At 70.7% G+C, this 24,849-nt stretch carries 23 protein-coding genes; 13 read left to right on the forward strand and 10 right to left on the reverse strand.

From position 1 onward, the window contains the following. Positions 1-112: 112 nt before the first annotated feature. Positions 113-3,061 (reverse strand): BTAD domain-containing putative transcriptional regulator, encoded by a 2,949-nt coding sequence (locus CVV72_RS01595; protein ID WP_219150692.1) that lies wholly within the window; start codon positions 3,059-3,061, stop codon positions 113-115. Positions 3,062-3,470: 409 nt separating this feature from the next. Between CVV72_RS01595 and CVV72_RS01600 the strand changes: the two genes are divergently transcribed. The 7 genes from CVV72_RS01600 to CVV72_RS01630 are packed head-to-tail and all read left to right on the forward strand — an operon-like array spanning position 3,471 to position 14,540. Then, on the forward strand, positions 3,471-4,862 hold the full coding sequence (locus tag CVV72_RS01600) for a serine hydrolase (protein ID WP_219150693.1): 1,392 nt from the start codon (positions 3,471-3,473) through the stop codon (positions 4,860-4,862). Further along, the gene (locus CVV72_RS01605) at positions 4,859-5,761 is read left to right on the forward strand and encodes a serine hydrolase (protein WP_219150694.1); all 903 of its coding nucleotides are present in this window, start codon (positions 4,859-4,861) and stop codon (positions 5,759-5,761) included. The genes CVV72_RS01600 and CVV72_RS01605 overlap by 4 nt, the downstream gene beginning before the upstream one ends. Before the next feature lie 9 nt (positions 5,762-5,770). After that, complete coding sequence (locus tag CVV72_RS01610) at positions 5,771-7,369, forward strand: ABC transporter substrate-binding protein (protein ID WP_219150695.1); 1,599 nt, start codon at positions 5,771-5,773, stop codon at positions 7,367-7,369. Continuing rightward, positions 7,369-8,349 carry an ABC transporter permease gene (locus tag CVV72_RS01615; protein ID WP_219150696.1) on the forward strand — a complete coding sequence of 327 codons (981 nt, stop codon included), beginning with the start codon at positions 7,369-7,371 and terminating at the stop codon, positions 8,347-8,349. Before CVV72_RS01610 ends, CVV72_RS01615 begins: the two co-directional genes overlap by 1 nt. Position 8,350: 1 nt before the next feature. Next, complete coding sequence (locus CVV72_RS01620) at positions 8,351-10,252, forward strand: dipeptide/oligopeptide/nickel ABC transporter permease/ATP-binding protein (RefSeq protein ID WP_219150697.1); 1,902 nt, start codon at positions 8,351-8,353, stop codon at positions 10,250-10,252. Continuing rightward, complete coding sequence (locus tag CVV72_RS01625; RefSeq protein WP_219150698.1) at positions 10,249-11,232, forward strand: ABC transporter ATP-binding protein; 984 nt, start codon at positions 10,249-10,251, stop codon at positions 11,230-11,232. The genes CVV72_RS01620 and CVV72_RS01625 overlap by 4 nt, the downstream gene beginning before the upstream one ends. After that, the gene (locus tag CVV72_RS01630; RefSeq protein ID WP_219150699.1) at positions 11,229-14,540 is read left to right on the forward strand and encodes a serine hydrolase; all 3,312 of its coding nucleotides are present in this window, start codon (positions 11,229-11,231) and stop codon (positions 14,538-14,540) included. Before CVV72_RS01625 ends, CVV72_RS01630 begins: the two co-directional genes overlap by 4 nt. 69 nt (positions 14,541-14,609) lie before the next feature. Here the strand turns inward: CVV72_RS01630 and CVV72_RS01635 are convergent, their stop codons facing one another. Then, positions 14,610-15,212, reverse strand: coding sequence for a hypothetical protein (locus tag CVV72_RS01635; RefSeq protein ID WP_219150700.1), 603 nt, complete (start codon positions 15,210-15,212; stop codon positions 14,610-14,612). 149 nt (positions 15,213-15,361) lie between these two features. On the opposite strand from CVV72_RS01635, the gene CVV72_RS01640 reads away from it, so the two are divergent. Beyond that, positions 15,362-16,465 carry a Vms1/Ankzf1 family peptidyl-tRNA hydrolase gene (locus CVV72_RS01640; protein WP_219150701.1) on the forward strand — a complete coding sequence of 368 codons (1,104 nt, stop codon included), beginning with the start codon at positions 15,362-15,364 and terminating at the stop codon, positions 16,463-16,465. Between the two features lie 2 nt (positions 16,466-16,467). On the opposite strand, the gene CVV72_RS01645 is transcribed toward CVV72_RS01640, so the two are convergent. The 4 genes from CVV72_RS01645 to CVV72_RS01660 all read right to left on the reverse strand — a co-directional run bounded on the left by CVV72_RS01645 (position 16,468) and on the right by CVV72_RS01660 (position 19,172). Beyond that, entirely contained in the window at positions 16,468-16,665 is a 198-nt protein-coding gene (locus CVV72_RS01645; RefSeq protein WP_219150702.1) for a hypothetical protein, read from the reverse strand. Between the two features lie 95 nt (positions 16,666-16,760). Next, entirely contained in the window at positions 16,761-17,015 is a 255-nt protein-coding gene (locus tag CVV72_RS01650; protein ID WP_219150703.1) for a Prokaryotic metallothionein, read from the reverse strand. 382 nt (positions 17,016-17,397) lie between these two features. Next, entirely contained in the window at positions 17,398-18,069 is a 672-nt protein-coding gene (locus CVV72_RS01655) for a response regulator transcription factor (RefSeq protein ID WP_219150704.1), read from the reverse strand. Further along, positions 18,066-19,172 (reverse strand): histidine kinase, encoded by a 1,107-nt coding sequence (locus tag CVV72_RS01660; RefSeq protein WP_219150705.1) that lies wholly within the window; start codon positions 19,170-19,172, stop codon positions 18,066-18,068. The genes CVV72_RS01655 and CVV72_RS01660 overlap by 4 nt, the downstream gene beginning before the upstream one ends. Positions 19,173-19,365: 193 nt before the next feature. Between CVV72_RS01660 and CVV72_RS01665 the strand changes: the two genes are divergently transcribed. After that, a complete protein-coding gene (locus CVV72_RS01665) occupies positions 19,366-19,701 on the forward strand; it encodes a DUF6223 family protein (RefSeq protein WP_219150706.1) in 336 nt (111 codons plus the stop codon). Positions 19,702-19,769: 68 nt separating this feature from the next. Here CVV72_RS01665 and CVV72_RS01670 read toward each other — a convergent pair whose 3' ends face one another. Continuing rightward, entirely contained in the window at positions 19,770-19,994 is a 225-nt protein-coding gene (locus tag CVV72_RS01670; protein WP_219150707.1) for a three-helix bundle dimerization domain-containing protein, read from the reverse strand. A 99-nt stretch (positions 19,995-20,093) separates the two neighbouring features. Here CVV72_RS01670 and CVV72_RS01675 point away from each other — a divergent pair, with 99 nt between their 5' ends. The 3 genes from CVV72_RS01675 to chrA are packed head-to-tail and all read left to right on the forward strand — an operon-like array spanning position 20,094 to position 22,458. Then, on the forward strand, positions 20,094-20,867 hold the full coding sequence (locus CVV72_RS01675) for an ArsR family transcriptional regulator (protein ID WP_219150708.1): 774 nt from the start codon (positions 20,094-20,096) through the stop codon (positions 20,865-20,867). Then, positions 20,864-21,247, forward strand: coding sequence for a VOC family protein (locus CVV72_RS01680; RefSeq protein WP_219150709.1), 384 nt, complete (start codon positions 20,864-20,866; stop codon positions 21,245-21,247). The genes CVV72_RS01675 and CVV72_RS01680 overlap by 4 nt, the downstream gene beginning before the upstream one ends. 26 nt (positions 21,248-21,273) lie before the next feature. Further along, positions 21,274-22,458 carry a chromate efflux transporter gene (gene chrA, locus CVV72_RS01685; protein WP_219150710.1) on the forward strand — a complete coding sequence of 395 codons (1,185 nt, stop codon included), beginning with the start codon at positions 21,274-21,276 and terminating at the stop codon, positions 22,456-22,458. Positions 22,459-22,493: 35 nt separating this feature from the next. On the opposite strand, the gene CVV72_RS01690 is transcribed toward chrA, so the two are convergent. Together CVV72_RS01690 and CVV72_RS01695 are read right to left on the reverse strand one after the other, a co-directional pair. Next, the gene (locus CVV72_RS01690; RefSeq protein WP_219150711.1) at positions 22,494-23,111 is read right to left on the reverse strand and encodes a carbonic anhydrase; all 618 of its coding nucleotides are present in this window, start codon (positions 23,109-23,111) and stop codon (positions 22,494-22,496) included. Between the two features lie 185 nt (positions 23,112-23,296). Beyond that, positions 23,297-23,746 carry a MarR family winged helix-turn-helix transcriptional regulator gene (locus CVV72_RS01695; RefSeq protein ID WP_255632457.1) on the reverse strand — a complete coding sequence of 150 codons (450 nt, stop codon included), beginning with the start codon at positions 23,744-23,746 and terminating at the stop codon, positions 23,297-23,299. Positions 23,747-23,824: 78 nt separating this feature from the next. Here CVV72_RS01695 and CVV72_RS01700 point away from each other — a divergent pair, with 78 nt between their 5' ends. Further along, positions 23,825-24,289 (forward strand): cupin domain-containing protein, encoded by a 465-nt coding sequence (locus tag CVV72_RS01700; RefSeq protein ID WP_219150713.1) that lies wholly within the window; start codon positions 23,825-23,827, stop codon positions 24,287-24,289. On the opposite strand, the gene CVV72_RS01705 is transcribed toward CVV72_RS01700, so the two are convergent. Continuing rightward, positions 24,286-24,795 (reverse strand): hypothetical protein, encoded by a 510-nt coding sequence (locus CVV72_RS01705; protein WP_219150714.1) that lies wholly within the window; start codon positions 24,793-24,795, stop codon positions 24,286-24,288. The two genes, CVV72_RS01700 and CVV72_RS01705, sit on opposite strands and share 4 nt — an antisense overlap. Between the last annotated feature and the right edge of the window lie 54 nt (positions 24,796-24,849).

A 24,849-nucleotide genomic window follows, 5' to 3' on the forward strand; every position in this document is an offset into this window, starting at 1 on the left:
TTCACGGTACGAAGCGGAATCATCGAAGACAAAGACTTGATTCGGGTCGATTGATAAAGAGCATCTATCAATAGGCAGCCTAGGTCAGCCCAGGTGGGCCTGCACCGTCCTTTTAGGACAGAGAAGACTTCGCGAGTTCCGCTTCGGTGTCCTCGGCGGCGGGGAGGCCCAGTTCGGCGTAGAGCGCGATCGCGCGTTCGTAGTGGGCGCGCACGGTTTCCGGATCGGAGGCGACCCGGGCGAGCCCTCGGTGTGCGCGCGCGACCTGCTCGTGGCAGCCGTACCGCGTCGCGACGGCGAGCGCTTCGGCGTGGTTCGCGCTCGCGGTGTCCGGGTAGCCACAGGCGAGACAGGCTTCACCGAGTCCGTTGAGCGCCCACGATTCGCCGTCGCGGCCACCGTGCCGCCGGAACAGGTCGAGCGCCTGCCGATGGTGGGCGGCCGCGTCGATCGGCCGTCCGTCCAGCGCCTCGGCCCGGCCGAGCCCGTCGAGAGCCCAGGCCTCGCTGCCCCGGTGGCCGAGCCTGGCGAACAAGGCCGCGGCCTCGGCGTGCAGCCGGCAGGAGGCGGCCGGTTCGCCCTTGTTCGCGGCGAGTTCTCCGAGCCCGATCTTCACCCAGGCCTCGCCGAATCGGTGGCCCGCCTCCCGATGCAGTGCCATCGCCTTCCGGAGGTGCTCCTGGCTCGCTTCGTCGCGATCGATCCGGGCTTCGACGGTGCCGAGCCTGGTGAGCTGGTGGGCCTGCCCGGTCACGTCGCCGAGCCGGCGGAACATCGCCAGCGCACGGGTGTAGTAGCCGGCCGCGGGCAGGTAGCGTCCGGCGCTCTCTTCGATCATCCCGATGTTCCCCAGGGCTCGCGCCTGGCCGAGCCGGTTCCCGGCGGCGTCGAACAGGGCGTACGCCGCCCACATGTCCGAGGCGGCGGGCCCGGCCCGGCCCGCCTGCATGTGAAGGCCGCCGAGGGCGACCAGCGCGGCCGCTTCGGCGTCGCGGTCACCGATGGCGCGGGCGCCCTTCCTGGCCTGCCCGTGGACGGCCAGCGCCGTCGTCTCGTGCCGGCCGTCGAGGTAGCGGAACAGCAGCGCGGACAGCGTCACGGTGTGCCGGGGCAGCCCGTGCGCGGCCAGCGCCTGGAGGGCAGGCAGTTCGGCGTCCAGCCAGTCCCGCGCGCTGTCGGCGTCGGGGAGCGGGGGTATCGCGCTCTCCGATGGGGCGACCACGGGACGGCGAACCGCCTCGGCGGGGTAGAGGCGATCCATCGCCGCCGCGACGCCGGCGAGGTAGTAGCCGTAGAGCCGGTCCAGTGCCGCGGGCTCGTCGCAAACGCTTTCGAGCTCCGCGGCGTACGCCTTCAGCAGGTCGTGCATGCCGTAGCGGTCGGCGCCCGCGGGATGGACCAGATGCGCGCGGACGAGAGCGTCCAGCCGGGCCTGGGCCTGGTCGAGGGAACAGCCGGTCAGCGCCGCCAAGGCGTACGAGTCGAACACGGGTGCCGGATGCCTGCCGAGGAGGGCGAAGGCGTCAACGGTGCCTTCGCGGAGCTGCCGCAGCGACCACGAGAACACCGCGCGCACCGCCGCCCGCTGGTCGTCACCGGAACTGAGCAGTTCCAGGGTCTGCTGTGCCGCCCGTAGTTCGCAGACCAGCCGTGACAAGGGGGTGGCGGGCCGGGATACGGCGAGTTCGGCGGCCAGGCGCAGGGTCAGTGGCAGCCGTGCGCACCGTTCGGCCAGTTCCGCGGTGGTCTCGGGCTCGGCGCCGACCCGGTCGCCGATCAGCCGCCGGAGCAGTGCGACGGCGTCGGCCGCCGACAACCGGTCGACGGCGATCCGGTGCGCGCCGTGGAGCGCGACCAGACCGGCCAGCGAGTCACGGCTGGTGACCACCACGACACAGGTGTTCGTGCCGGGAAGGAGCGGCCGGAGCTGCTCGAGTGTCGCCGCGTTGTCGAGCATGACCAGCATCCGGCGGCCCGCCACCTCGGTGCGGAACCGCGCGGCGCGTTCCGCCTCGCCGAGCGGGATACCGGCGCCTTCGGGCAGCAGCGCGGACAAGAGCGCGGCCAGCGCGTCGGACGATCGCATCGGCTCGCCCGGGGCGTAGCCGCACAGGTCCAGGTACAGCTGCCCGTCCGGGAACCGGTCCCGCATCCGGTGCCCCCAGTGCACGGCGGTCGCGGTCTTCCCCGCCCCGGCGGTACCGGTGAGGCAGACCAGAAGCGGTTCCTCACCCGTGCCGGCGGCGAGCCGGTCCAGTTCGGCCAGCACGTCCGCCCGGCCGGTGAACGCCGCGACGTCCGCGGGCAGCTGGGCGGGTACCGGCGCGGACGCCGCACCGGCCGTCGGCAGGTCGTGGCGCAGGACGGCCTCGTGCACGGCGGTGAGTTCCGGGCCGGGGTCCACGCCGAGTTCTTCACGCAGCGCGCGGAGAACCCGTTCGTAGTGGAGGAGCGCGTCGGTGCCGCGGCCCACGGCGTACAACGCCCGCATCAGCGCCGCCGCGGCGGTCTCCTGCAGCGGATGCTCGTCGGTGAGCTCGGTCAGCCGGGTGAGCGTCGAAGCCGCGTCGCCGTCGCGGATCTTGGCCTCGGCCCACGCGAGGACCGCCGCCGCGTGTTCCTGGTGCAGGGTCCGGCGGGTGCGTTCCGCCCACTCGCCGCGCAACCCGGCCAGCGGCTCGCCTTCCCAGAGCTCGAGCGCCGCGTTCAACCTGGTGGCGTCGGTGGGGTGCTCGCGGAGGGCGCGCCGGAACCGGAAGACGTCGACCTGCTCCGGCCGGACGACGAGCCGGTATCCGCCGGGATCGCGGACCACCCGCGTGCCGCCGGGATCGGCCTGTTCGAGGGCGCGGCGGATCCGGGTGATGTGGGCCTGCAGGGAACGGCGCACCTGGGTGGGCGCCGACTCGCCCCAGACCCGGTCGATCAGCAGGTCGACGCCGACGGTGTGGCCCGCTTCCAGCAGCAATACGGCGAGCACGGCCTGCCGTCGCGGCTCGCCGACGGCGATGGCCTGCCCGCGCGCGTGCAACCGAACCGGTCCCAGGACCCGGAAATCCACGTCATCCCCTCGCCATCCCTGCCCGGAAGAATGGTAGGGCCGGTATTTCGGTCGCCACAACACAAGCACGACGTTTTCCGGTGGCAGGTCGCGCAGAAATCCTTTTACCGCAAGGGAAAGGAACGGAAAGAGCCGGTATCCGGTTGGTGGATAACCCGGTGGGGGCGGGGCGTCCGGTTCGTCGCGTGACACGAACCGCGGGGCCGGACCCGGTCGGATCGGACCAGTGGACCGTGCGCCCGCCGGGTACGCGGGACGGCTCAGAATCCAGGAGGGCGGAACCGATTGATTCGTAGGCGCGGATGAACTTTTCCGTCGCTCTCGTCGTTCCGCACGAATCGGTGACGCCGGTCACCGGCATAGCATCCCGGGAACTGCGGCCGACGCTTTCCCGGACACGAGGTGGAACATGGCGAAACTTTCCGAAATCGACGCCTGGTTGGAAGAGAACCTTTCCGCCCTGCTGGCCGAACACGGGGTTCCCGGCGCGGCCGTCGCGGTCCTCGCCGGCGGCGAGGTGATCGATCACGCGGCCGGCGTGCTGAACAGGGACACCGGTGTCGAGTCCACAGTGGATTCGGTGTTCCAGATCGGCTCGATCACCAAGGTGTGGACGACGACGCTGGCGATGCAGCTCGTCGACGAAGGTCTCCTCGACCTCGACAAGCCGGTGCGGAGCTACCTGCCGGAGTTCGTCCTCGCGGACGACGACGCGGCGTCGCGGATCACGGTCCGGCAGCTGACCTGCCACACGTCCGGCTTCGAAGGCGACATCTTCACCGACACCGGGGTGGGCGACGACTGCGTGGAGAAGCTCGTCGCGACGCTGTCGGACGTGCCCCAGCTGTTCCAGCCGGGGGAGATGTTCTCCTACAACAACGCCGCCTACTGCGTGCTCGGCCGCGTCGTCGAGGTGCTGCGGGGCAAGCCCTACGACGACTGCCTGCGTGACCATCTCTTCGCCCCGTTGGGGCTGACGCACGCGGCCGCCGGGCCGTACGACGCGATCCGGTACCGCGCCGCGACCGGGCACCTCGCGCCGTCACCGGACGACGAACCGCGGCCCGCCGGGGTCTGGGCGCTGGCCCGGTCGAACGCCCCGGCCGGATCGATGCTCTCGATGCGCCCGCGCGACCTGCTCACCTTCGCGCGGATGCATCTGTCCGAGGGCCGGGCGGACGACGGCACCCAGGTGCTCCGGCCGGAAACGGTGCGATCGATGTGGGAGCGCCAGGTCGAACTGCCCGACCTCGGCCTCCTGGGCGGGGCTTGGGGTTTGGGCTGGATGCTCTTCGACTGGCCGGGCGGCCCGGTGATCGGCCACGACGGCGGCACCATCGGCCAGTCGGCCTTCCTGCGGGTGGTCCCGGGCCGCAACGTCGCGGTCGCCCTGCTGACCAACGGAGGCCGGACCCTCCAGCTGTACGCGGACATCTTCCGGAAGGTGCTGGGCGACCTCGCCGGCGTCGAGGTCCCCGCCCTGCCGGAACCGAACGCGGCGGGGGCGCCTGCCGACCCGTCCAGGTACGTCGGCGAGTACTCGTCGCGGGTGGCCGACACCGTGGTCAGCCTGGACGACGACGGCAAGCTGTGGATCGAACGTGTTCCGAAGGGCGTCATGGCCGCTACGGGCGGGGAAGCCGAAAAGTCGGAGTTGCTGGCCTACAAGAACGACACGCTCGTCGCGGCCTACAAGACGATGCCCGGCCTGCACATGCCGCACGCGTTCGTCGGCGACGACGGCAACGGCCGGGCGCTGTACCTCCACACCGGCCGCGCCGACCGGCGGGTGAGCCGGTGAGCCGGATCGCCGACGAGATCGAGGCGGTCTTCGCGGCCGCCGGGGCACGCGGATTCGTCCACGCGCGGGAGGTCGGCGTCTCCGACGGTGCCGAGGTCGCCGTGGGCGCGGACGATCCGGTCGTGCTCGCGTCGGTGTTCAAGATCCCGGTCGCCGTCGCCTACGCCAGGGAAGTGGTGGCCGGGCGGCTGGACGAGACCGAGCGGACCCTGGTCACCGCCCGGTACCGGATCGGCGGGATCGGCACCGCGGGCTGTGCGGACGACGTCGAGATGAGCTGGCGCGACCTCGCCCATTTCATGCTGACGATGAGCGACAACGCCGCGACCGACCTCGTCTACCACCGGGTCGGGCAGGAGGCGGTCGACCGGGTGCTCGCGGACCTCGGGCTCGCCAGGACGCGGTTGATCGGCTGCTGCGAGGACCTCTTCGCCTCGGTGATCGCCGATCTCGGCGCGAAACCGGACGACGATCTGGAAGCCGTCTTCGCCGCCGCCACACCCGAACAGCTGTGGAAGCTGTCGGTACTCGACCCGGACCGCACGACGTCGTCGACCCCGCGGGAGATCACCGCGCTGCTGGACGCGATCTGGACCGACCGCGCGGGCGACCCGGCCGCCTGTGACCGCGTGCGGAAGATCATGGCGCAGCAGATCTGGCCGCACCGGATGTCGTCCGGTTTCCCCGCCGGGGTGGCGATCGCGGCCAAGACCGGGACGCTGCCCGCCGTCCGCAACGAAGCGGGCGTCGTGTCCGATGTGGATGGTCGCCGGTACGCCGTCGCGGTGTTCACCCGCGCCGAATCCCTCGCCGACCGCCTGCCCGCGGTCGACGCCTCGATCGGCACGGCGGCGCGCCTTGCCGTCGACCACCTTCGCGCACTTCCCGTCAAACCGTAGGAGAACCGCATGAAGACAGCTCGGCTCACCGCCGCCATGGCGGGCGTGGTGGCCTTGACCGTGAGCGCGTGCGGGGGGACGTCGCAATCCGGGGAGGACCGGACCGCGAACCAGAAACTGACCGATGGCAAGACCTTCACAATGGGTCTTTCGACCGATCCGGGGACGCTCGACCCGGCCGTCACCGTACTGTCGATCGCCAGGCAGATCGGCCGCTTCCTCTACGACGGCCTGATCCACCTCGACGCCGCGGGCAAGCCGGTGGCGGGGCTGGCGGAGAAGTGGGAGGCCACGACGACCACGGCGAGCTTCACCCTGCGCGACGGGGTGAAGTGCGCGGACGGTTCACCGCTGACCGCACGCGACGTGGCCGCGAACATCGACCACGTCGGTGATCCGGCGACCAAGTCCCCGCTGACCGGGGTCAGTGTCAAAGCGGGGACGAAGGCGGTCGCCGACGACGCCGCACGGACCGTCACGGTGACCAGCGGGTCACCGGATTCGTTCCTGCTGCGCAACGTGGCGGCCGTGCCGATCGTCTGCGCCAAGGGAATGGCGGACCGGGCGTCCGTCGCGAAGGGGCAGCACGGCACCGGCATGTTCACCATGACCGAGATCGTGCCGAACGACCACTACACCCTCACCCGGCGCAAGGACTACACCTGGGGCCCCGGCGACTGGAAGAGCGAACAGCAGGGACTGCCCGAAAAAGTGGTCTTCCGGGTCGTGCCGAACATGACGACGACGGCGAATCTGCTGCTGTCCGGGGAACTCAGCGCGGCGCAGGTGACCGGGCAGGACCAGCAGCGGCTGCGGTCGCAGAAGTTGTTCCACGCCGACATCGTCGTGCCGATGGGCGAGATCTTCTTCAACCAGGCACCCGGCAGGCCCGGTCAGGACGAGGCGGTGCGCCGGGCACTGACCCAGGCGCTCGATTTCGGCCAGATCGGCAAGGTGCTCACCACCGGCAACGGGCAGCCCGCCAAGGGCCTCGTCACCGGAGAACCCTTGGCGTGCCCCGGTGATTCGATCAACGGCAAGCTGCCACCCTTCGACGTCGCCGCCGCGAAGTCCGGGCTCGACGCCGCGGGATGGGCGCCCGGCCCGGACGGAGTGCGGGCCAAGAACGGCAAACGGCTGGCGCTCACCGTCGTCTACGGCACCCAGGTCGGGCCGACGATGGTCTCGGCCGCGGAGCTGATCCTGCAGGCGTGGAAGAACGTCGGGGTCGACGCCACGATCAAGGCCGTCGACGGCCCCGGCACGAGCCAGGTGCTGTTCGGCACCGGTGAGTGGGAAGTGTCGCTGGCACCGCTGGGCTTCGTCCTGCCCAGCCAGGCCGTTCCGTTCGTCTCCGGCGCGAAACCGCCGGAGGGCACGAATTTCGCGCATATCGGGAATGCCCGGTACACCGAGCTCGCGGGCAAGGCGTCGGCGCAGGCGGGCGAATCCGGTTGCGGTGACTGGCTGGCCGCCGAATCCGCGCTGTTCGAACGGCTCGACGTGGTGCCGTTCGTGAACTCGACCATCCCGACCTTCGCGAACGGTGCGCGGTTCGAGATGAACCAGGGGCAGATCCTGCCGTCGTCGATCCGGATGTACTCCTGATGACGAGCGCCGTCGCGACGGCGGGCCCGGGGAGCAGCCCGTGGCTCTCGTTCGGGATCCGCCGCCTCGGCCGGTTCGCGGTCTCGCTGTGGGTGCTGGTCACCACGGCGTTCCTGATGATCCAGCTGATCCCCGGCGACCCGGTCCGCGCGGCGCTCGGGCTGACCGCGCCCGCCGAGCTGGTGAACGCCCGGCGGGCCGCGCTCGGCCTGGACGACCCGCTGTGGAAACAGTACGTCGACTATCTCGCCGGGCTCTTCTCGGGCGACTGGGGAACGTCGATGACCACCGGGGTGCCGGTCGCGGACGTCATCGGCGACCGGCTCCCCGCGACCCTGCAGCTGGCGTTGCCCGCCTTCGTGGCGGTGATCGCGGTCGCGATCCCGCTGGGCCTGCTGTTCGCCGTGCTGACCCGCGGCGGCCGCCGTCGAGGCGGGGAACTGGCGTTCACCTCGACGACGGTCCTCCTGGCCGCGATCCCGGAGTTCCTGGTCGCGGTGGCCCTGGTGGCGTTCTTCGCGGTCCGGCTGGGTTGGTTCCCGGTGGCGGGCAGCGAAGCACCGGGCGCTCTCGTGCTCCCGGTGATCGCGCTGGCGCTCGGTCCGGCGTCGGTCCTCTCCCGCATCGTCCGCGTGGAGACGCTTTCCGTGCTGGGCAACGACTTCATCCGCACGGCACGGGCGAAACGCCTGCCCGCGCGGCTGGTCTACCTGCGGCACGCGCTGCCGAACGCGCTGACCGCGACCCTGACCATGGGCGGGCTGATGCTGACCGGGATGGTCGCCGGGACGGTGCTGGTGGAGAACGTGTTCGCCTGGCCCGGTCTCGGTTCCACCATCACGCAGTCGATCCTGCAGAAGGACTATCCGCAGGTCCAGGGAATCGTGCTCGTCTACGGCATCGGGGTCCTGCTGGTGAACCTGACGGTGGACGTGCTGCTGGCCGTCCTCGATCCGCGTTCGACGATCCGGGAGAACTGAGATGGCGAATCCGCGCGGGGCGAAATGGCTCGGGGCACTGCGCACCCCGCTGGGCGCGTGCTCGGCCGCCCTGCTGGCACTGGTGATCGTGCTCGCGGTGCTGGCGCCGATCCTGTGGCAGGACAAGGCTTTCGAGATCGACACCGACGCGATCGCCCAGGGCCCGTCGGCCGCGCACTGGCTGGGCACCGACGACCTCGGCCGCGACATCCTGTACCGCGTGCTGGTGGCGACCAGGCTGTCGATCGTGCTGGCGCTGCTCGCCACCGCGCTCGGGGTGGCGACCGGGCTCGTGCTCGGCACGCTGCCCTCGGTGCTGCCGCGTCCGCTCGCCAGGCTGGTGATCGCGGCGGTCAACATCGCGGTCGCCTTCCCCGGCCTGTTGCTGGTGTTGTTCTTCTCGGTCATCTTCGGCGTCGGGACGCACGGCGCGGTGCTGGCGGTCGGTTTCGCGCTGGCGCCGTCGTTCGCGCGGCTGGCGCAGACGATGGCCGCTTCGGTGGCGGGACGGGATTTCGTCGCGGCGGCCAGGATCTCCGGCGTCGGCCGGATCCGGTTGCTGTTCCGGCACATCCTGCCCAATATCGGCGAACCGCTGGTGGTCAACGCGACCATCGGCGCGGGTGGCGCACTGCTCGCCTTCGCCGGTTTGTCCTTCCTCGGCATCGGCGTGCAGGCCCCCGAATACGACTGGGGGCGGATCCTCGGCGAAGGACTCAACGGCATTTACGTCAACCCGGCGGCGGCGCTGGCGCCCGGTGTCGCGGTCGTCCTCGCCGGGCTCGCCTTCAACCTGGTGGGGGAGACCGTCGCCGGGGTGATCGGCGTGCGCACCGGGTCACGCGGACTCGAACCGCGGCCGGCCGCTCCGGCCAGGGAAGACGCCGTGGAGACCCCCGAAGACGCCGTGCTGGTCGTGGAGAACCTCCAGGTCGCGTTCCCGAACCCGGCGGGCTGGACCGTCCCGGTGCGCGGGGTGGGTTTCACCGTCCGCGCCGGTGAGGCGATCGGTGTCGTCGGCGAGTCCGGCTCGGGCAAGAGCCTGACCGGGCTGGCGGTGTCGCGGCTGGTCGAAGCGCCGGCCGTGGTCACCGCGGACAAACTCGAATTCGCCGGGAAACCGGTGCTGACGACCCCGGAGCGGGAGTTGCGCGGTCTGCTCGGCACTTCACTGGCGATGGTGTTCCAGGACCCGATGACGTCGTTCAACCCCACCAGGCGGATCGGGCGCCAATTGGCCGAAGTCGCCGAGCAGCATCAGGGCCTCTCCCGGCCCAAGGCGCTCGAACGGGCCGTGGACCGGTTGCGCGCGGTGCGGATTCCCGCCGCCGAACGACGCGCACGGCAGTATCCGCACGAGTTCTCCGGCGGGATGCGGCAGCGCGCGATGATCGGCATGGGCCTGATGGGCGACCCGAAGCTCATCATCGCCGACGAGCCGACCACGGCGCTGGACGTCACCGTGCAACGGCAGCTGCTGCGCCTGCTGGCGCGGACCAGGGCCGAACGGGACACCGCGATCATCCTGATCAGCCACGACATCGCGGTCGTTTCGCAGACGTGCGAACGGATGCTGGTCATGTACGCGGGCCGGGTGGTGGAGGACCTGCCGACCGCCGGGACACCGCGGCATCCGTACACGCGGGCCTTGCTGGCCGCGACACTCGACCTCGAGACCGATCGCGAAGCGCCGCTCGCGGTGATCCCCGGCCGCCCGCCGGAACCGGATCGGGTGCCCACCGGCTGCGCTTTCGCGGACCGCTGCCCGGCGGTGACCGATCGATGCCGTCTCGAAGACCCGGCGCTGGAACGCGTGGAACCCGGGCATCGCGTCGCTTGCTGGCATCCGGTGCCGCTTTCCCCACCTGTCAAGGAAACCGTGACCGCCGGAGGTGCGGAGTGAGCGATCTCGTCTTCGACGCGGTGAGCGTGCGTTACGGCGGACGGCGCGGACTGACCGCCGTCGACCGGGTCGGGCTCACCGTCCCTTCCGGACAGGTCGTGGGGCTGGTCGGTGAATCGGGATCGGGCAAGTCGACGCTGGCCCGCGCCGCCGTCGGGCTCTCGCCGATCAGTGCCGGACGGGTCCTGCTGGGCGGCGTCGACGTCCGCGAGCTGCCCCGCCGCCCGCCGTTGCAGATGGTGTTCCAGGATCCGTATTCCTCTTTGGACCCCCGGATGAGCATCGGGGAATCGATCACCGAAGCGATCCCGCGCGGCGTCCTCCCCGGGCGCGCGGCACGCCGGGACGAGGTCGCCCGGCTGCTGGAGCTGGTCAACCTCGATCCCGAACGCGCGGGCCATCTGCCGGGGCGGCTGTCCGGCGGCCAGCGGCAACGGGTGGCGCTCGCTCGCGCGCTGGCCGGGCGGCCCGAGGTGCTGATCGCGGACGAGATCACCTCCGCGCTCGACGTCTCGGTGCAGGGCGCGGTGCTCAACCTCGTCCGGTCCGTGCAACGGCGGCTCGGCCTGTCGATGCTGTTCATCTCGCACAACCTCGCGGTGATCCGCTATCTCAGCGACATCGTCGCCGTGATGTACCTGGGCCGCATCGTCGAGGTCGGCCCGGCCGAACAGGTGCTCACCGACCCGCGGCATCCGTACACGCGTGACCTGCTCGCCGCGGCGCCGTCGGCGACGAGCTCGCTGCTCGGCACCGGCTCGGACGAGGCGACCGCCGACGCCGAACCGGCCGACCCGCACCATCCGCCCGGCGGATGCCGCTACCACCCGCGCTGCCCGGTCGGCCCGCTCGTGCGCACCGACCGCGAACTCTGCCTTCAGGTGGATCCCGCGGAAGACGCGGCACACCGGCGTCACTCGGCGGCCTGCCACTTCAGCGAAAACGAGCTCATGATCCCCAGAGGAGCGAACGCATCATGACCCGACGTCTCGGTCTCGACGACCTGTACGACATCGCCGTTCCCAGCCGGCCTTCGCTGTCCCCGGACGGTGACCGGATCGTCTACGTCCTGCGTACCGCGGACCGTGCCGAGGACCGGAACGTGCACACGCTCTGGGAGGTCGGCGCGATCACCGGCGAGGCCCGGCCGCTCACCCGTGGAACCGCCGACATGGCACCGGAATGGGCGCCGGACGGCACGCGGATCGCATTCCTCCGGGCACAGGACGGGCCGCCGCAGGTGTGGCTCCTGCCGTCGTCGGGCGGGGAGGCCGAACAGATCACCGAACTCCCGCTCGGGGCGGGCGCGCCGGTCTGGAGCCCGGACGGCGGCAAGATCGCCTTCTCGGCCGCGGTCGACCTGGCGGGCGGCGAGTCCGCGCCGAACGCCCCGGTGGTGGCCGACCGGCTGGACTTCAAGGCCGACGGCGCCGGGCTGATCAAGACCATCCGCAAGCATCTGCACGTCCTCGACGTCGCGACGCGGGAAGTCCGGCAGGTCACCTTCGGCGATTGGCACGCCGGCGATCCGGCCTGGTCGCCCGACGGCACGCACCTCGCCTTCTCGTCCGGACAGGACGGCGACGCCGATCTGACCTTCCGTTCCGGTGCCTACGTGCTCGACGTGACCGCGAAGACCGCCGAGCCGCGGCTGGTCGGCTCCGGTGCGGGCATGGCGGGCACGGTCGGCTGGACCGCCGACGGCGACGCGCTGCTCGTGGTCGGCCGGGCCGACACCGAGGTCGGTCATCTCGGGTTGTGGCGTGTCCCGCTCGACGGCGGGGACCCGGTCGAGCTGACCGCCTCCCTGGACCGCAACGTGATGCCCGGCGGCCCCGGTTATCCGGGAGCCCTGCCGCAGGTGACGGAGGACGGCGCCGTGCTGTTCGGCGTCCGGGACCGCGGCTGCACCCATCTGTACGAAGTGGACGGTGAGCGCCCGCGTGCGGTACTGGCCGGCATGGATCACGTGGTGTCCGGAATGGACATCGCGGGCGGGCGGGTCGCGGTCGTCCTGGCCACGGGTGATTCGTTCGGCGAGGTCGCCGTCGTCGACCGGGCCACCGGGGCCGTCGACGTGCGCACGAAGCACGGCGCCTCCGTGGCCGAGGTCGAGCTTTTCCGCCACGAGGAACGGGAATTCACCATCGGCGACGGCACCGTCGTCCACGGCTGGCTGCTGCGGGACCGGGCGCGATCCGGCGCCGCGCCGTTGCTGCTCGACATCCACGGCGGCCCGCACAACGCCTGGAACGGCGCGGCCGACTCGATCCATCTCTATCACCAGGCACTCGTCGCGCGCGGCTGGGCGGTGCTGCTGATCAACCCGCGGGGCAGCGACGGCTACGGCGAGGACTTCTACACCGCCGCCGTCGGCGGATGGGGCGTCGCCGACGCGGCCGATTTCCTGGAACCCCTGGACCAGCTGGTCGCCGAAGGGATCGCCGACGCGGATCGGCTGGCCGTCGCGGGTTACAGCTACGGCGGCTTCATGACCTGCTACCTGACCAGCCGCGACAGCCGGTTCGCGGCCGCCGTCGCCGGTGGTGTGGTCAGCGACCTGACCAGTATGGGCGGCACGTCCGACGCCGGGCACTACCTGGCCGTCGGTGAACTCGGCGGCCCGGCGTGGGACAAGGCCATCGAGCGGTTCTCGCCGTTCGCCCAGGTCGAACGGGTGCAGACGCCCACACTCGTCATCCAGGGCGCGAACGACGACCGGTGCCCGGTCGGCCAGGCCGAACAGTGGTTCGGCGCCCTGCGCGCTCGGGGCGTCCCGTCCCGGCTGGTGCTGTACCCGGACGCCTCGCACCTGTTCATCCTCGACGGGCCGCCGTCACACCGGTTCGACTTCAACCGCCGCGTTCTCGAGTGGGTCGAGCAGTACACGGCGCCCGCCGACGGACCGTCACGGGTGCCGATCGAGGCGGCGCACTGGCGGCGACGGCTGGCCGAGCTGGCCCGCAAGCACCGCGTTCCGGGTGCGGCGCTCGGCATCACCCGGGTCGGTGACGACACCGAAGTGCTGGCTTCGTACGGCGTGCTGAACACGAAGACCGGGGTCGAGGTCACCGACGACTCGGTGTTCCAGATCGGCTCGATCTCCAAGGTGTGGACCGCGACCGTGGTGATGCGCCTGGTCGACGAAGGTCTCCTCGAACTGGACGCGCCGATCGCGGACGTGCTGCCGGAACTGCGGCTGGCCGATCCCGGGGTGGCCGGGAAAGTCACCATGCGGCATCTGCTGACGCATACCAGCGGAATCGACGGCGACGTCTTCACCGACACCGGCCGCGGCGACGACTGTCTCGAACGCTACGTCGAAATCCTCGACCAGGCCGCGCAAAACCATCCGCTCGGTGAGACTTTCTCCTACTGCAACTCGGGATTCGTGGTCATGGGCCGGGTGATCGAGAAGCTCACCGGGCTGACCTGGGACGCGGCGATGCGGGAGAAACTGTTCGCCCCGCTCGGTCTCACCCACACCGTGACCCTGCCCGAGGAGGCGTTGCTCTTCCGGGCGGCCGTCGGTCACGTGGCCAACGGAGACGAGGATCCGGCGCCCGCACCGGTCTGGGGCCTGCCCCGGAGCATGGGCCCCGCCGGGCTGATCACCGCCACCGCGAAGGACGTGCTCGGCTTCGCGCGGCTGCACCTCACCGGCGGGCTGACCCCGGCGGGGGAACGGATCCTGACGACGGCCTCGGTCACCGCGATGGCCGAGAAGCAGACCGACATCCCCGACAAGCACTCGCTCGGCGATTCCTGGGGTCTCGGCTGGATCCGGGACACCTGGGGCGGGCAGCGCGTGATCGGCCACGACGGCAACACGATCGGCCAGTCGGCGTTCCTCCGGCTCCTGCCCGATCAGGGGCTGGCGATCACCCTGCTCACCAACGGGGGCAACACCCGGGACCTGTACATCGAGTTGTACCGGGAGATCGTCGCCGAACTCGCCGACGTCGCGATGCCCCGGCCGCTCGAACCGCCCGCGACTCCGGTCACCGTCGACGGATCGAGGCACGTGGGCGGCTACGAACGGGCGGGCGCGCGGATGGACGTGCTGGCCGACGGGGAAGGGTTGCGGCTGCGGCAGACCGCCACCGGACCGCTCGCCGAACTCCTGGCGGAGAAGACACAGGAGTTCGAACTGGTCCCGGTGACCGACTCGCTCTTCCTGTGCCGTGAGCCCGGCACGCGGACGTGGATGCCGGTCACCTTCTACACGCTGCCGACCGGTGAGCAGTACATGCACTACGGCGTGCGGGCGACGCCCAAGACGTCCTAACCGGTCGTGATGTCCGTGAAGGCCTCCTTGAGGGACCCAGAGTCCCTCAAGGAGGCCTTCACGGACCGGTCAGCTTTCGGCCTTGACGTACAGGCGCACGGTTCCGCCACGGTGCGTGCGGAAATAGTTCTGGAGCTGCGCGCTGCTCGCGACGCATCCGGCGCTGGTGAAGTCGTTCTCGCCGGTTCTGGGCAGTACGACGGAACACTGCGCGAGATAGCTGAACTTGTCCGGCCACAGCACGAAGAACGTCGCGGTTCCGGAACCCGTGCCGCCGTTGTTGCGGAAGACGGCGCTCATCGAGCAGGCCTTGTCGTCGCACGGCCCGTTCCACTGCGAGGAGCGCACCTGGAAATCGGGCCGTGCCGGTGGCGTCGTCCGGGCGGCCCGGGTGGTGGGCGCCTCCGCCTCATCCGTGGTTCGCGCCGGTTCGCGGGTCGTCCGTGCCGGGGTGGTCCGGGTCGTCCGCGGCGCACTCGTGGCCACGGCGAGCGGCCGTGAAGCCGACGTCTGGCTGGTGGGGGAGGGCGCGAGGCCCTTCAACGGATTGAAGCCGGTCAGTGTGTTGACGGCCGCCAGAATGGCGAAAACCCCGCTGATCGTGCCGACGATGACGCCCCACTTCTTGTAGTCCGGCTCGTCATCGGTCTTCTTCGACTCGTCCCCCGGCATCGCCCCATTCTACGGGCACATCCCCTTACGGCGGAAAGAAGAATTCAGCCCCTTCAGGTACTTGAGGAGCAGACGCCGGAGCCATGATTCACCGGCCCTCTCCCGGGTACACGAAGATCGAAAGCGGAACCGACGAGACAGGAGATACCGTGCACACTTCAACGCTCCGGCAGGTCACCGTGCGCGAAGGGCCGTTCGCGTCGGTGTACTTCGACAGCTCGCACGACACCGAGGACGCCGCCGCGCGACTGGACCTGCGCTGGCGGTCGCTCCGCAAGCGGCTGGCCGACGAAGGCGCCGAGGAGCGGACACTCGGCGCGCTCGACGCGGCGGTGGCCGCCGCGCCGCCTTCGGAGGGCAGGGCCGGTCGTGCCCTGGTCGCGGAGGGCGGAGACGTCGTGCTCGACGAGGAACTCGTGGAGCCGCCACTCCGTGAGGTGGCCAGGGTCGCGCCGCAGCCGTACTTGCTCCCGCTTCTGCGGCTCACCCCGGCGGTCGTGCCACATGTGGTGGTGGTCGTGGACAAGACGGGGGCCGATCTGTTTGCGGTCGGCGAGGACGGTGCCGAAAAGCGGACCGTCGAAGGCGCGGACCACCCGGTGCACAAGGTGCGCGGCGGTGGCTCGGCCTACTGGAACATCCAGCATCGCGTGGAGGCCGTCGCCGAGCGCAACGCCGCGGAGGTCGCGCGGGAGGCGGTCAAGCTCGCCGACTCCGTCGGAGCCGAGGTGCTGGTGCTCGCGGGCGAGGTGCAGGCGCGGGCGCTGGTGCGTGACGAACTCCCTCCGCGGGGGACGGACAAGGTCGTCGAGCTCGAAGAAGGCGGCCGGGCGGAAGGGAGCAGGCCGGAGGCGCTCGAAGCCGAAGTGCGGCGAGTGCTGGCGGAGCACGCGGAACGCCGTCGCCGGGACGTGATCGACCGCTTCCGCGCCGGACAAGGTCGCGACGGCGGGACGGCGGTGGACGGGCTCGCGCGAACGACGGCGGCCCTGCGATCGGGCGCCGTCGAGACGCTGCTGATCGACGGTGAGTCGCTGGCCGACCGGCTCGTCTGGGTCGCGGGCGACCCGACACAGGTCGCGACCACGAAGGAGGATCTCGACGTTTCGGGGGCCGCCGCGGAAGCTCTCACGCAGTGTCGTGCGGACGAGGCGATTCCGGCGGCCGTATTGGCCGAAGGCGCGGAACTCGTCCCCGTCAGCGGTGAGGGCTTGGCCGAGGGTGTCGGCGCGGTACTGAGGTTCGCGATCTGAGCTCAGTGCGCGACGGTGCTGTCACGTTCCTCGCCGGTGGCCTGCTCCGCGCGGTGAGGACGGCAGAAGGTGCACACGAGGGTCTGCCCGACCTCACCACCGTTGTCGGCGACGAGCCGGGCGGCGTGCACCGCGGGCCGGCCGCACTTCTCACATTCGAGGGCGGTGCTGTCGCGGTTGATGACCATGCGGGTGATCATGGGGACTCCTCGGAGGACGGTGGCCTGCCGCCGAATACCCTCACGCGGTTTCGCCACGCCCCCGAGGAGCCCTTGTCACCCGAATGACGTAACGCTCAGGACGTCGTGACGGCGTCCCGTGCCTTCTCGCCGCCGGCGACGGCGCTTTCCCGCGCGCAGTGGGCGCAGCAGAAGAACCGGTCCTCCACCTGGATTCCGTGTCCGACCACCCGGCATCCGCAGTGTTCGCAGATCGGCGCCAGCTGGTGGATCGCGCATTCGAAGGAGTCGAAGGTATGCCTCGCTCCTTCGACGGTGTGGATCTCGAACGTCTTCTCGTAGTCGTTTCCGCAGACTTCGCAGGCGGTCATCGGACATCCTCCTTCGGTTCGGTGTTCAGTTCCCGGCCGGCAAAGGGATCCGGCCACCGGCGAGGACCGCTTCGAGCCGGCCGGGGAGCCGGTGGCTGACGGGGAAGCTTGCGGGCCAGGGCGCGCGGGTCAGCCATATCGGTGGGCTACCCGGCTCGGTTGTCCGACAACCACGGCCGCATGAATCGACGCGAAAAGGGGTATTCGACGAGAGGTGATCCGCATGGAGCGACTTGGTCCGCCGGCGCGCATGTGGCTGCTGCGCTCCGCCGCCCGGATCCGTTTCGAGGCGCGTGGCCGCGCGGCGAACACGGTTTCCCGCGCGGTACCGGCAAAGCGGTCCGGTCCGCCCGGGGAGGCTCGGGCAGCTGGCCCTGATCGGCTATCCCGGAGCCGGGTCGCCCGGTACGACCAGGCCCGATTCATAGGCGAGCACGACGAGTTGCGCCCGGTCGCGGGCGTGGAGTTTGGTCATGGCCCGATTGACGTGGGTTTTCGCGGTCAGCGGGCTGATCACCATGCGATCGGCGATCTCGTCGTTGGACAGCCCTCGTGCGACCAGGGTGACGGCTTCGCGTTCGCGGTTGGTCAGCTCCTTCAGCCCGCTGCCCGTGCCGGCGCCGGGCGGCAGGGTGACGTACCGGTCGATCAGCTTGCGGGTGATCGACGGAGCGAGCAGGGCGTCGCCCCGAGCGGCGACGCGAACGGCGTGCAGGAAGTCTTCGGGTTCGATGTCCTTGACGAGGAATCCCGCCGCGCCCGCGCGCAGCGCGTCGAAGACGTACTCGTCCAAGCCGTAGTTGGTCAGGATGACGACGTGCACGCCGGACAGGGCCGGATCGGCGGCGATACGCCGGGTCGCCTCGATGCCGTCGACGACGGGCATCTGGATGTCGATGAGCGCGATGTCGGGCAGGTGCTTCCTGGCGAGCGTCACGCCGTCGCTCCCGTCGGAGGCTTCGGCCACGACCTCGATGTCGTCCTCGACGTCGAGCAGCGCGCGGAAGCCGCTGCGGAGAAGCGGCTGATCGTCGACCAGCAGGACACGGATCACGACGTTCGCTCCACGGGCAGTTCGGCGTGGACGGAGAACCCGCCGGTGCTTCGCGGCCCGGCGTGGAGACGGCCGCCGAGGGCGGTGACCCGTTCCCGCATCCCCAGCAGCCCGACACCGGGCACCGATGCGGTGTCCGGGGTGGCCTCGCCGTCGTCGTCGACCTGGATGGCGAGAGCGCCGGGGCGGTGGTCGATCCGGACCGACGCGGTCGTGGCCGCGGCGTGCCGGGCGACGTTGGTCAGCGATTCCTGGACGATCCGGTACGCGGTGCGGTCCACCGCGGTGGGCAGGTCGGGCCGCTGCCCTTCGACGACGAGCGTCGCTTCCAGACCGGTCGACTTCGCCCGTTCCACCAGGTCAGGGACCCGGTCGAGCCCGGGCGGCGGGCTCGTCCCGTCGTCACGCAAGACCTCCAGGGTCGCCCGCAGCTCACGGGTCGCCTCACGACCGGCTTCCCGGATCGCGAACAAGGATTCCGGCACCGGTTCACCCCGCTTGGTCGCCAGGTGGACGGCGACTTCGGCCTGCACCTTGATGACGGAGATCTGGTGGGTGAGCGAATCGTGCAGTTCCCGCGCGATGTGCAACCGCTCCTCGTCGGCCCGGCGCCGCGCGGTCTCCTCGCGGGTGCGCTCGGCCTCGTCGGCCCGGCGTTCGGCCTGTCGCAGCGCTTCGCCCGCCGCGCCGGCGGCGATCAGCCAGGCCAGCTGAAGCGCGTCCCGGCTCTGTGCGAGTGCCTCGCCCACGGTGGCGGCGTTGGCGGAGGCCAGGAGCACGAGCGGGAGGGCGGCGATCATGAGCAGCGATCCGGCGACGGCGACGATCCGGTGACCGGCCCGGACCGCGGCGTAGACCGCGACCAGATAGGCGACGACCGGAACGTCGAAGCCGACGGCCTGGTAGCCCAAGGCGCACACCCCGGTCACGGCCAGCACCGCGATCGGCGCCCGGCGGTGCGCGGCGAGTGCCAGACCTCCGGCGACCAGCGACAGATGGCCCAGCCAGCCGAAGCTCGTGGGGGAGTCCACTCCGGACAGTTCCGTGACCAGCAGGATCGCCGTCACCCCGACGGCGATCGCCCAGTCCCAGACCTTGCTCATGCGTGAACCCTAGCCAGCCGCCCGCCTGAGCGACTCCTCCCCGCGGACGATCCCCGGACTACCGCACCCGCGGTAGTCCGGGCGTTCCTGCGGCATCGGCGGTAGCCCGGATTGCCTGCGTTCACGGGACGCCCCCGGCGGTCCCGGCGGACACCATTCAGGGACATCCAGCCGTTGAACGAAGGAGCACCCCATGCCGGTCCATCTGCTGTCCGAGCCGATCGCCGCCGCCTCCCTGACCTCAGGGCGGCTCTGGTCCCTGGCGGCCGCGCTGGCGGGGGTGATCGGGGTGATCGCCGGAGGGCTGGCCCTCGCCCGCATCCGCTCCGGCACCACCCGGCGCGGAGCCTTCGTGGCGCTCACGGCAGGGCTGATCGGCATGGCGGGCGGTGGTTACGTCGTGGCCGCCGCCGAGGGCGGCCCCGGCACCGGCTACGGAATCGTCGGCGGTTTCGTCGCACTGGTGATCGGCTTGCTCGCCGCGACCCTCGGATGGCTCGCCCTGTCGCGTGCCCGCCGCGCCGCCTGACGGGGCCGGTCAAGTCTCGTGAGTGGTAAGGACGGTTAGAACCGTCCTTACCACTCACGAGATCCCGCTCAGTGATGCGCCGGGTAGCGGGCCCGGAGTTCGTCCGCGGTCTTGCCTTCGGTGAGTTGGAGGAGATAGGCGTCCACCGGGGCGTGGGAGCTGAGTTCGGTGAAGTGCCGGTGGACGATCGCTTCGACCTCCTTGCGCCGGGCGGGGAAGCGCTCGGTCAGCGCGTCGATCAGTTTCTCGAGGTTTTCGTCGCTGGGTGGCAGGTGCGGCGGGTCTGCGGTCATGACAACTCCACGATCTCGGGAGACGGCACCGCAAGACGATAACGGTCCCCGCGCGCCGAGGTCTAGATATATCAACCTGTATTGATGTACCTTCGGTCCATGGCGACCGTCGAGATGTCCGAGCCGCCGCCGTTCGTGCGGCTGGCGAGTGATCCGCTGCGCTGGCGGCTGCTGCGCGAGCTGTCCCACGGCGACCGCCGGGTGCGCGAGCTGGTGGAACTGGTCGGGCAGCCGCAGAACCTGGTGTCGTACCACCTGCGCAAGCTCCGGACGGCGGAGCTGGTCACGGCGAGGAGAAGCAGTTTCGACGGCCGTGACACCTACTATCACCTGGACCTCGGGCGATGCGCGGACGCGCTCGCCGAGGCGGGGAGTGCGCTGCACCCCGCTCTCGCGCCGCATCCGGCGGACGCGAAGAGATCCGGTTCCCGGCACAAGGTCCTGTTCGTGTGCACCGGAAACAGCGGACGGTCGCCGATGGCCGAAGCGCTGCTGCGGCACCGGGCCGGATCGATGGTCGAGGTGGCCAGCGCGGGCAGCCTGCCGAAACCGCTGCATCCGGACGCCGTGCGCGTCATGGCCGAGCGCGGCATCGTCCTGACCCACGAACCGTCCCATGTGGACGGTCTCCGGAACCGGCGATTCCATTGGGTGATCAGCCTTTGCGACCGGGTGCGCGAGATCTGCCCGGAGTTCCCCGGGCATCCGCGCGTCGTCCATTGGAGCCTGCCGGACCCGGCGAGGGAAATCGACGACGCGGGCGAGACCTATCCGGCGTTCCGCCGCCTCGCCGCCGAACTGGACCGCCGGATCGGTTTCCTGACCGCCCGGCTCGGTGTGAAGAAGCTGAACGATGAGGTGAAAAGGACATGACTTCGGACCTGGTGAGCGTGCGTTACCTGGTCGACGACGTCGCGGCCGCCGTCGAGTTCTACACCCGGCACCTGGGTTTCACCGTGCGCTCGAGTGCGGTGCCCGCGTTCGCGGACGTGGTGCGCGGGAATCTCCGGCTGCTGCTCAGCGGACCGAAGAGCTCGGCGGGCCGTCCGATGCCGGACGGGACCGAACCGGCGCCGGGCGGCTGGAACCGCATCCACTTCGTCGTCGACGACCTCGACGCCGAAGTCGCCAGGTTGCGTGCGGCGGGTGTCCGGTTCCGCAGTGACGTCGTGACCGGGCCGGGCGGCCGTCAGATCGTGTTCGACGACCCGGCGGGCAATCCCGTCGAACTGTTCCAGCCGGCGGCCCGGTGACACCGCACGGCGACCAGGAGCCCGCGATGCCGGACGAGTCCACTCAGGACGGCGTCGCCACGCCCGGCCTCGGAACCGTCCTGCGGGAATGGGGCCGGATCGGCTGCATCGGTTTCGGGGGCCCGCCCACCCATATCGCCCTGCTCCGCAAGTTGTGCGTGCGGCGCCGGGGCTGGCTGTCGGATCAGGAGTTCGAGGACGCGATCGCCGCCTGCAACCTGCTGCCCGGCCCGGCGTCGACCCAGCTGGCGATCTTCACCGCGTGGCGGGTACGCGGCCGCGCGGGGGCACTGGTCGGCGGCGCGGCGTTCATCGTGCCCGGCCTCATCGTGATCTTGGCGCTGGCCGCGCTGTTCCTCACCGGGTCACCGCCCGCTTGGGTCCGGGGCGCCGGTGCGGGAGCCGGTGCGGCCGTGGCCGCCGTCGCGGTGCACGCGGGCGTCGGCCTGATCCCGGCGGGGTGGCGGCGCGCGGCTACCACGGGGCGCGTGCGCTGGGCCCTGTACGTCGTCGCGGGTGTGGCGTCGGCCGCCTTGGTCGGCCCGTGGCTGGTGCTCGTCCTGCTGGGCTGTGGCCTGATCGAGCTGACCGTGAACCGCGCACGGCGCGGCGAATCCACCGCCGCCCTGTTCGCCGTCCCGGTCAAATCGCTGGCCGCCGCGGCCGCGGGCGCCGGCGTGTTCGCGTCGGTGGCGTGGGTGGCGCTCAAGGTCGGGATGCTGTCCTACGGCGGCGGTTTCGTCATCATCCCGCTCATGCAGGACGACGCGGTGAACACCTACGGCTGGATGACCGCGGGGGAGTTCCTCAACGCGGTCGCGCTCGGCCAGGTCACCCCGGGGCCGGTGGTGCAGACCGTCGCCGTCGTCGGCTACGCGGCGGCAGGGCTCGCCGGTGGCCTCCTTGCCTCGCTGGTCGCCTTCGCCCCGTCGTTCCTCTTCATTCTCTTCGGTGCCAAGCATTTCGACCGCCTGCGCGGCAACCCGAACGTGCGGGCGTTCCTCGACGGCGCCGGCCCGGCCGCCGTCGGCGCCATCCTCGGCTCGGCGATCCCGCTCGCGCTCAGCCTGACCCAGGCATGGCAGTACGCCGTACTCGCCGGTGCCGGGGTCCTGCTGTTCGTGTTACGGCGTGGGGTGGTGACCACGATCCTGATCGCGGCCGGTGCCGGAACGGTCCTCGCGCTGGCGGGAGCGCTCCTGCCGGCGTAGTGGCTGTGCCTTCTACGACCTTTCGCGGACTGCGTCTAGCTCAACCCACGGGTGGTGACGACCCGCGCGTTGCCGTCGGCCAGGTGGTACGAGAGACCGGCGACGGCGGTCTTCCCGGCCTCGATCTTGTCGGCGAGCAGCCTGGAGCGGTCGACGAGGAGGTCGACGGTGTTGCGGATGTGCTCGTCGATGATGTCGTCGTTGTCGGTGAGCCCGGCGGCTTGGGCGGCGAGGACACTCGGGGTGACCCGCTCGACGACGTCGCGGACGAAGCTGTTGGTGTCGAGTCCGTCGGTCAGCGCCGCGCGGGTCGCGGCGACGGCGCCGCAGGAGTCGTGGCCGAGGACGACGACCAGGGGAGCTTTGAGGATGCTGACGGCGTACTCGATGCTGCCCAGCACCTCCGAACCGGCGACGTGCCCGGCGGTGCGGACGACGAACAGGTCGCCAAGCCCGCGGTCGAAGATGATCTCGGCGGCCAGTCGCGAGTCGGAACAGCCGAACAGGACGGCGAAAGGGCTCTGTTCAGGGGCGGTTTCGGCGCGGCGTACCGCGTCCTGGTTCGGGTGTTCCGGGGTGCCGGCGACGAAGCGTCGGTTACCGGAGAGCAGAAGGTCGAAGGCCTCGGAAGGGGTCGGCGGCGCGTCGCTCATGATCCGGACATTACCGGATGCCGGTCTCGCCATCCGTTGACGTACCGCTGAACGCGCGACGTTCCCGGCGTTGGTCCACAAAGGCCTTCACCGCCTTCCGGATTCGCTGCCGTGGCGTACATCGAAGCGAACCTGCCGGAGCCGATGCCCCTCGGCCGGTTCGGTGAGCTTCCGTCGGCGACGCGTCATTGATCGAGTCGCGTGGCGACGGCGCGCATGGCGCGGCCGACGGCCTGGAGGTCTTCGGGCGCGATCACGTCCACGAAGTGTTCGCGGACGGTGCGGAGGTTGTCCGGAGCCGCGCGCAACAGGGTCTCGTACCCCTCGTCGGTGAGCCGCGCCCGCACGCCACGGCCGTCGTCGGCGGTCGATTCCCGCCGGACCAGCCCGCGGCTCTCCAGCCCGCCGACGCGGTGCGACAGCCGGCTGCGCGAGTAGTACGCCGATTTCGCGAGGTCCGCCATGCGCATCGACCGGCCGGGGGCTTCGGACAGCCGCACCAGGAGTTCGAACTCGGCCAGGGAAAGGCCGTGCTCCTCGCGCAGCCGCCGGTCGAGCAGGTCGATGAAGCGCACGGAGCCTTCGATGAACGCCCGCCAGTCGCGCTGCTGTTCCGGGTCGAGCCAGTCGGTCACGGCACACACCGTAACAGTTGACGTCTTCAACCACTTCGGTCTAGCTTTGGTTGAAGACTTCAACTAGATGGGAACCTGATGACGAACGAAGCCTGGGTGATGCAGGAGAAGGACGCGGAGATCGTCGAGAAGCCCGCGCTGTGGTTGCTGGCCGACGGCGAGCACACGGGCGGGTTTCTCGGCGCCAACCGGTTGTCACTTCAGGCCGGGGAGCCCGGCACGAAACCGCACTACCACGAGAAATCCGCGGAAGCCTTCTACGTGCTGGACGGAGCGCTGCGCATGCTGGTGGGTGAGGAAACGGTCACGGTCGAGCGCGGTGGCTACGTGGTGATCCCGCCGGGGGTCCGGCACGCCTTCGCCGCGCCGCCGGACCGGGCCGCGGACGTCCTCATCACGCTGGCGCCGGGCGTCGACCGGTTCGGCTATTTCCGCGTCCTGCCCGAGATCCTGCGCGGGAACGTCGCGCCGGAGGAGGTCGAGCGCCTGCACGAGCGGTACGACGTCCACTTCGTCGACGTGCCGGAGTGGGACGCCGCCTAGCCGCTACGGAGCCGCCGGGTTGCCTCGTCGTCGATGCTGACCCTCCTGACCGAACCGACGCCGCCCGATCCGGCCAGCACCATCGCGACGAACAGGAGAGGGAACAGCAGGGTGCGCACGACCATGGCCCAGCAGGCCGCCGCGCCGATCCGCCCGCCGTCCTTGATCCGGACGAGCCTGGTCCCGGTGAACGCGGCGCCGAGCACGCGGCCGTTGCCGAAGAACAGGCCATAGAGCACCGGGACACCGATCAGCAGGCCGAGCAGGGCCAGCAGCGCCGCGCTGTCGGGCAGCACGCTGTTCCGGGTGACGACCGCGAACACGACGAAGCCGGTCGCCGTGCCCAGGAGGTAGACGGCGAAGTCCACGAGCCAGGCCAGGAACTCGGCCCAACCGCCCGCCGAGACGTAGAGGGTGCCGTCGTCGAACGCGCTGAGCCGTTTCGCGATCTTCGGGCCGAGTGTGCGTTCGACCTGCTCCCTGGCGATGGCCGGCCGGTCGGTCATGGACTGCCCCCACCTGTCTCTCGGTCATCGCTCCGCGCGTGGTCACCGGTCCGG

It is taken from the genome of Amycolatopsis sp. TNS106 (assembly GCF_019330265.1).
Taxonomy (GTDB): domain Bacteria; phylum Actinomycetota; class Actinomycetes; order Mycobacteriales; family Pseudonocardiaceae; genus Amycolatopsis; species Amycolatopsis lurida.

Coding starts and splice junctions, on each gene's coding strand:
- CVV72_RS01600 (WP_219150693.1), top strand. CDS start 3,471: ATGGCGAAACTTTCCGAAATCGACGCCTGGTTGGAAGAGAACCTTTCC.
- CVV72_RS01610 (WP_219150695.1), top strand. CDS start 5,771: ATGAAGACAGCTCGGCTCACCGCCGCCATGGCGGGCGTGGTGGCCTTG.
- CVV72_RS01615 (WP_219150696.1), top strand. CDS start 7,369: ATGACGAGCGCCGTCGCGACGGCGGGCCCGGGGAGCAGCCCGTGGCTC.
- CVV72_RS01620 (WP_219150697.1), top strand. CDS start 8,351: ATGGCGAATCCGCGCGGGGCGAAATGGCTCGGGGCACTGCGCACCCCG.
- CVV72_RS01630 (WP_219150699.1), top strand. CDS start 11,229: ATGACCCGACGTCTCGGTCTCGACGACCTGTACGACATCGCCGTTCCC.
- CVV72_RS01635 (WP_219150700.1), bottom strand. CDS start 15,212: ATGCCGGGGGACGAGTCGAAGAAGACCGATGACGAGCCGGACTACAAG.
- CVV72_RS01645 (WP_219150702.1), bottom strand. CDS start 16,665: ATGATCACCCGCATGGTCATCAACCGCGACAGCACCGCCCTCGAATGT.
- CVV72_RS01650 (WP_219150703.1), bottom strand. CDS start 17,015: ATGACCGCCTGCGAAGTCTGCGGAAACGACTACGAGAAGACGTTCGAG.
- CVV72_RS01660 (WP_219150705.1), bottom strand. CDS start 19,172: ATGAGCAAGGTCTGGGACTGGGCGATCGCCGTCGGGGTGACGGCGATC.
- CVV72_RS01665 (WP_219150706.1), top strand. CDS start 19,366: ATGCCGGTCCATCTGCTGTCCGAGCCGATCGCCGCCGCCTCCCTGACC.
- CVV72_RS01670 (WP_219150707.1), bottom strand. CDS start 19,994: ATGACCGCAGACCCGCCGCACCTGCCACCCAGCGACGAAAACCTCGAG.
- CVV72_RS01675 (WP_219150708.1), top strand. CDS start 20,094: ATGGCGACCGTCGAGATGTCCGAGCCGCCGCCGTTCGTGCGGCTGGCG.
- CVV72_RS01680 (WP_219150709.1), top strand. CDS start 20,864: ATGACTTCGGACCTGGTGAGCGTGCGTTACCTGGTCGACGACGTCGCG.
- chrA (WP_219150710.1), top strand. CDS start 21,274: ATGCCGGACGAGTCCACTCAGGACGGCGTCGCCACGCCCGGCCTCGGA.
- CVV72_RS01690 (WP_219150711.1), bottom strand. CDS start 23,111: ATGAGCGACGCGCCGCCGACCCCTTCCGAGGCCTTCGACCTTCTGCTC.
- CVV72_RS01700 (WP_219150713.1), top strand. CDS start 23,825: ATGACGAACGAAGCCTGGGTGATGCAGGAGAAGGACGCGGAGATCGTC.
- CVV72_RS01705 (WP_219150714.1), bottom strand. CDS start 24,795: ATGACCGACCGGCCGGCCATCGCCAGGGAGCAGGTCGAACGCACACTC.